8 protein-coding genes are annotated in these 4,942 nt (G+C 55.1%); all 8 read right to left on the bottom strand.

Going from position 1 to position 4,942, the window contains the following annotated elements; translation table 11 throughout:
• On the bottom strand, nt 1–145 hold a 145-nt coding region (locus KIO97_RS27095), incomplete at its 3' end, for a DUF2895 family protein (protein ID WP_373417339.1).
• A gap of 9 nt (nt 146–154) precedes the next feature.
• Nucleotides 155–487: a hypothetical protein gene (locus KIO97_RS26430; protein ID WP_285384389.1), complete on the bottom strand. Its 333-nt coding sequence runs from the start codon at nt 485–487 to the stop codon at nt 155–157.
• Nucleotides 487–831, bottom strand: a complete 345-nt coding sequence (locus KIO97_RS26435) for a TIGR03745 family integrating conjugative element membrane protein (protein WP_105069598.1) — start codon at nt 829–831, stop codon at nt 487–489. Before KIO97_RS26435 ends, KIO97_RS26430 begins: the two co-directional genes overlap by 1 nt.
• Nucleotides 828–1,070, bottom strand: a complete 243-nt coding sequence (locus KIO97_RS26440; protein WP_086370841.1) for a TIGR03758 family integrating conjugative element protein — start codon at nt 1,068–1,070, stop codon at nt 828–830. The genes KIO97_RS26435 and KIO97_RS26440 overlap by 4 nt, the downstream gene beginning before the upstream one ends.
• Entirely contained in the window at nt 1,063–1,365 is a 303-nt protein-coding gene (locus KIO97_RS26445) for an RAQPRD family integrative conjugative element protein (RefSeq protein WP_285384390.1), read from the bottom strand. The genes KIO97_RS26440 and KIO97_RS26445 overlap by 8 nt, the downstream gene beginning before the upstream one ends.
• Before the next feature lie 184 nt (nt 1,366–1,549).
• Nucleotides 1,550–2,197 (bottom strand): DUF4400 domain-containing protein, encoded by a 648-nt coding sequence (locus tag KIO97_RS26450; RefSeq protein WP_285384391.1) that lies wholly within the window; start codon nt 2,195–2,197, stop codon nt 1,550–1,552.
• A 147-nt stretch (nt 2,198–2,344) separates the two neighbouring features.
• Complete coding sequence (gene traD, locus KIO97_RS26455; RefSeq protein ID WP_285384392.1) at nt 2,345–4,564, bottom strand: type IV conjugative transfer system coupling protein TraD; 2,220 nt, start codon at nt 4,562–4,564, stop codon at nt 2,345–2,347.
• Nucleotides 4,561–4,746, bottom strand: coding sequence for a hypothetical protein (locus KIO97_RS26460; RefSeq protein WP_086370845.1), 186 nt, complete (start codon nt 4,744–4,746; stop codon nt 4,561–4,563). Before KIO97_RS26460 ends, traD begins: the two co-directional genes overlap by 4 nt.
• Between the last annotated feature and the right edge of the window lie 196 nt (nt 4,747–4,942).

A 4,942-nucleotide genomic window follows, 5' to 3' on the forward strand; every position in this document is an offset into this window, starting at 1 on the left:
TGATGTCTTGCCCCGCTTGGTGCCAGCCCCACGCGCACACTAAGGCCATCAAGGCTAAAATCGCCAGCGCGGCGCGCAGTGAGCGAATGTGAGCATCACGACCAGCAAGGGCGGAGCGAAAACGGCTCGGTTTGGGTGTGTTCATCTTCTCTCCTTATCCAACGCGGCGACTGGCAAAGCGGCGCGACTTCGTGTGATAGCGCGACTTGGCCAACCAGCGGTCAAACTGCTTACTGGCGTAATGCTGGCAGTGGTGGGTTTTGATGCGACTGAGCTTTCGCATGATGCCTTTGGGCAGCGCAAACGCGCCAAGCGCTCCAATCAGCAGGGCCGTCAGCGGTATCAGCGCCAAACCAAACTGAACATAAAAAGCGAGTCCGACAAGACCGGTGAGGCTCATGCACACCAGTACCAACAAGCCCATCTCGCCAAGGGATAAGCCTTTGTAAAACGGCGGCATCACGTTCAGGCTACTGGCGGCGCGCATTACACCCCCTCCAAAATATCAAGGCCATAGTTCAGCCCCCAAATGGAGACCAGCAACAGCACCGCGCCAATCACGCCATCGCTGAGCAAATCCTTTTTGGTGGCCTGTTTTTCTTTGGTCTTGCTGTACAAATCCCACATGTGCCCAAGAAAATAGACAAAGCAGAACGCGATAAAAATGCCGCCGCCATAAAGCAAAATGTCGTAGGCGTAGTAGTAAAGCAGCTCCAAAATATTGTCGCTGCTGCCTTGGGTGGGCTCGTTGTTAGTCGGGATGTCGGCCAGCGCACGCAGGCTGTGTAGCCAAAGACCAAGAAAAAGAACCGTCCGTTTTGTCAGCATCATGATGAGACTCCGTAATAAAGAAACCATTGAAGAACTAAGAAAATGAACACCGCGCGAAACACCAAGCGGCGAAAGACTTCCTTAGTGACTTTTTTGTTTTTCATGCCGCGATAGCCGCTCCAAAACACCCACAGCATCCACGCCATCAAAAACGCGCTGGCGATGCCGGCGAGCACAAGAGCCAGAAACTGGGCGTCAAAGCCCGCGCCATGTTCAAAGGCGACAAGGGGATCATTCATGGGTTGGCTCCGCGATGTAATCCCCGCCCAGTGGGGTGATGGGTTTTGGGGTAGCGCGCTCTGGATGCAGGTAGGCGTGAATGCCCGCCTGCAGAGTGCGAATGTCAAGGCGCAGCGCCTGATAATCAAACTGGCGCGGCGTGCGATAGTCGGCTTCGCGCTCGGCGCGAGTAATGAGGTAGTCGAGGGTGTCGAGCTCTGTCATCACAAGGGCAAGCTCACGTTGCTCGCTCTCGACGTCGGCAGAGGCATAAGGACTGAGCAGGCTCAGACACAGTAAGAGAGGCCATTTCACGGTGTTGACTCCTAGTTAAGGTCGTGGTCAACACGCTAGCAAAAAGGCAATAGGAAAATCTCAATTAGAATAGGTGAAAAAATAATTTTTCTAATTGAGATTATTTTGATTAAGTATGATATCCTCTTCGGTTTTCATTTTTAGTGCTCTTTTGCCGACTCCAATGAAGCCTCCCTTTGTAGGATCACAAATACTTCTTGTAACTGGCGATACTGGTGCGCACTAACAATCCGATCATGATCGCGCCAGGAAGCAGCAACCAGATTGGCGACAGCGGCCATAGGCCTGGCAGCAATAACCAAACGTACCCCGTCAAGGCGGTGATCACCGGCAGGGCTTTGCGCGCATAGTAATGGGCGGTCTCGGTCTCCCTGCCAACAAACGCGGTGCGCCTTTGCCGAGCAATCAGCCCATCAAATGCGCCTAAAAAACAGGCGAGGATAAACAGCGGCCAGCTTAGAGCCAGCATGGCCATGCGCGCCAAAAGCGCTAAGGTGACGTACACCACCCCATGCCAGTAGGTCGTGACAAACGAAAGCGCGCCATCGAACTCGATGCTCAGCAGCGCCTGGGCGTGCAGACTGAACGCGTGAATAATCGCCAGCACGCTGGCCGAAAGCGACGGCTGCTCACTTTGCAGGGTCAGCATTTGGGTGACAAAAATGTGTTTGGCGTGCTGCCCGGTGCTTTGCCCCCACAAAGGCGCGAACCACTCAAGGACAATTAAGATCATCCAAATCCAAAAAAGATGCCCCAGCGCCACAAACGGTAAACCATACCAAGGCGTCGGCCGCTTGCGCTCTACTGGCGGGTTTGAAATTTTGTCTGCCAAGCGGCCTCCAGTCTCAACGCGCCGCCAGGCACAACAATCGGGTTAATCGCCTGCGTCAGTGTATTGTCTATTGGCATGTGACCGCTTTGCGGCCAACCAAGGTATTGGGAAAAGGTGGTACGGGGGGTATCTTGCTTCATGGTTTGCTTACCTCTCAAATTCTGCGTCATGCCATGCTTTTTCATTGCGTTCTTTATCTAAGCTTGCTTCATTTTCACCGAAACCTGCTTCATCGGATGGGGTTTCCTCCAAGTCAAGATAGGCATTGTGTATCCAGGTATTAAACTGCTCACTGTCATGCAGCCACTGCTCACGGCTTTTGACCGATTGATTTTTCTCTAGCATGCCATCGACGAGTGCTTGAATGTCCTCGGGCATCTCGATATCCCCTTCACTGCCAGGCAAAGGAAAGCGCAGCTTCCAGATTTTTGCGCCTTCAAGTTCAGCGTAGGCTTGGCCGATGGGCAGATTGGTGATGTCGTTGTCATTGACCAGCAGCACCTCTTTGTTTTGCAGTGTGTCTTTATTGCTAGAGCGAAACCCGGTGTCACTGCCGGGCGAGTCGGTCGCACCGGTATCGGGTACGATGTCTTTAATGGTCACGGTGGCCATGCGCGAGGTGAGAATTTGCGCGGTCTTTTGCTCACGCACGCGAAGACAAATCAGGCTGTTAAAGTTGCCCCTGGTTTGCGCCGCTTTGGATGGCGAGCCAAGGCGCGCTTCGATGTCGGACTCAGTTTGAGTATACGCGGTGACCACAAACTTTGCCCCGCGCGCTTTGTTTAAGATAGGGATAAACTCATCGCCGATGAGCTCATTAAATTCATCGGCGTGTATCATGATGTTGCGCGGTTTGACTTTGGCAAAGCCTGGCGCGTTACCAAACTTATAAATCTCGCCCGCCAGTGAGCACAAATCGGCGAACATTGAGTTGCCAAACGCGGCCGCGACCGTGGTGTCCGACAGCGCATCAAGGCCGACGTACACTACGCCCCCTTGCATGATGACCTCACGCCAATCAATGATGGGACGTTCATCGGCGGGGGTGTGCTGCGGCGAGATGATTTCTGCCGTTTTGCCGGTGCCAAGCTTTTCCAGCAGTGGCAGCAAGGAGGCGACAATTCTATCAAAGTAGGTTTTGTCGTACTGAATGGCGCTGCGAAGCCCGGCGAGGACATCGTCGGCCACCGGATGCGCGCCAAAGTACGCCTCTAGCGCTACCACGCGCTTGCTGCGCCCTTGCAAGTGACGCGGGGTGTTTTTGTCGGTGACGTTACTTTCCAGTGCGGTGACCAGCTCCGGCGCCTTGGGGTGATAGTTTGGCAGTTTTTTCACGCAGTAATCGGCGTAAAGCTCATCAATGGCGGTCACGTAGCGCTGAATGGCGGCCATGTCGGGCTTTTTGCCCAGCGCATCGAGCGCTCTGGCGATGATGTTGACAAAGCGCCAGGCGAACTGCTTAAACGCGGCGCTGTTGCCGCCGCCATCGAGCTGACCTGAAACGCGGGTGGCAACTTCGGTGATGCGGCCAAAACGGCCCACCGGAGAGTAACGACCGCTTTGGTCTGGGTAGCCCAAATGCAGCACGTAAAACTCATCCAACCTGCCCGCTCGCAGGCACTCAATGTACATGCGAAGCAGCATGTCGGCATCACCCTTAGGGTCAAACACCAGCACCACATCGCCGCGGCGAATGTCTTGGGTGACCAGCAGTTCGGCAAGGCGGGTCTTACCGACCCCGGTGGTGCCAAGCACCAAGGTGTGCCCCGCTCTGGCTGAGCTTGGCAGCAGACAATCGACTTCTTCCCCCAGGCCCACACCATGCATGCGTGAGTCGCCGCCCACTGGTGGCAGAGGTTTCACAGGATTAAGTGAGGCCAAGAGTGTATTGAAACACCCCCAACACCGCCCGGCTTTGGTGATGACCTTTTTGCCCGACCAAAATCGCTCAATCCAAGTGCCTTCGTACTTGGCTTCCATCTTGCGTGCAAAGCCATACAGCTTAGAGGGCGTCACGTAGCGCTCAGCGCTGATTTGGCGCGAATCGTACAAGCGCTGCGCGTGGCGCGGCAGCACCAAAAAGCCTTTCCCTAAAAAGAGTTTGTTTTGATACACCGGCATGTCGTCAGAGTTCATTGCCCAGTAGGGCATTTGCAGCAGGCCTTTGCGATAAGCCAGTACCGCCATGCCTTGGCGATAGCGCCAACAGGCGCAAACAAAGAGGCAGACGACGGTGCCTGGCACCAACACCGGTGGCAGTAAAAACACCTCGGGAAAGAGCGCGATGGCGACGCCTGCCAGCGCAAACATGCCCGCACTTTGCAGTTCATCGGCAGGGCGCAGCAGACCTTCAACGTAACCACTCATTGCAGCGTGGTCTCATCGAGTGGCGTCTGCCACTCTTGCTCCCAAGCGTAGCGCTCTTCGAGCTGCTCAATGCGGCGGCGAACTTGATGCGCGGCTTTGGCTTTTTCTGTCAGCTTGGGCGTCTCAAACGGCCGCTCAGGCAGGCAGCGCTGAGCAAACGGGTTGTCACTGTTGATGCTCATTGACACGCTCCTCTGAATGTTTTGCGCTTGCTATCAGTGCCATCAACGCCGCTTCTGGTCGTTGATTTTTATCCTGACAAGCCAGCGTCAGGGCTATCACCAATGGTGTGAGCGCGGGATTGGCGGTGGCGTAGTGCGCCGCCGCGAGCACTTGCGCTATCTCGGTGCGACTGAGCGTGGTGATGGATGGGTCTGT

It is taken from the genome of Vibrio sp. B181a (assembly GCF_030248375.1).
Classification (GTDB): domain Bacteria; phylum Pseudomonadota; class Gammaproteobacteria; order Enterobacterales; family Vibrionaceae; genus Vibrio; species Vibrio campbellii.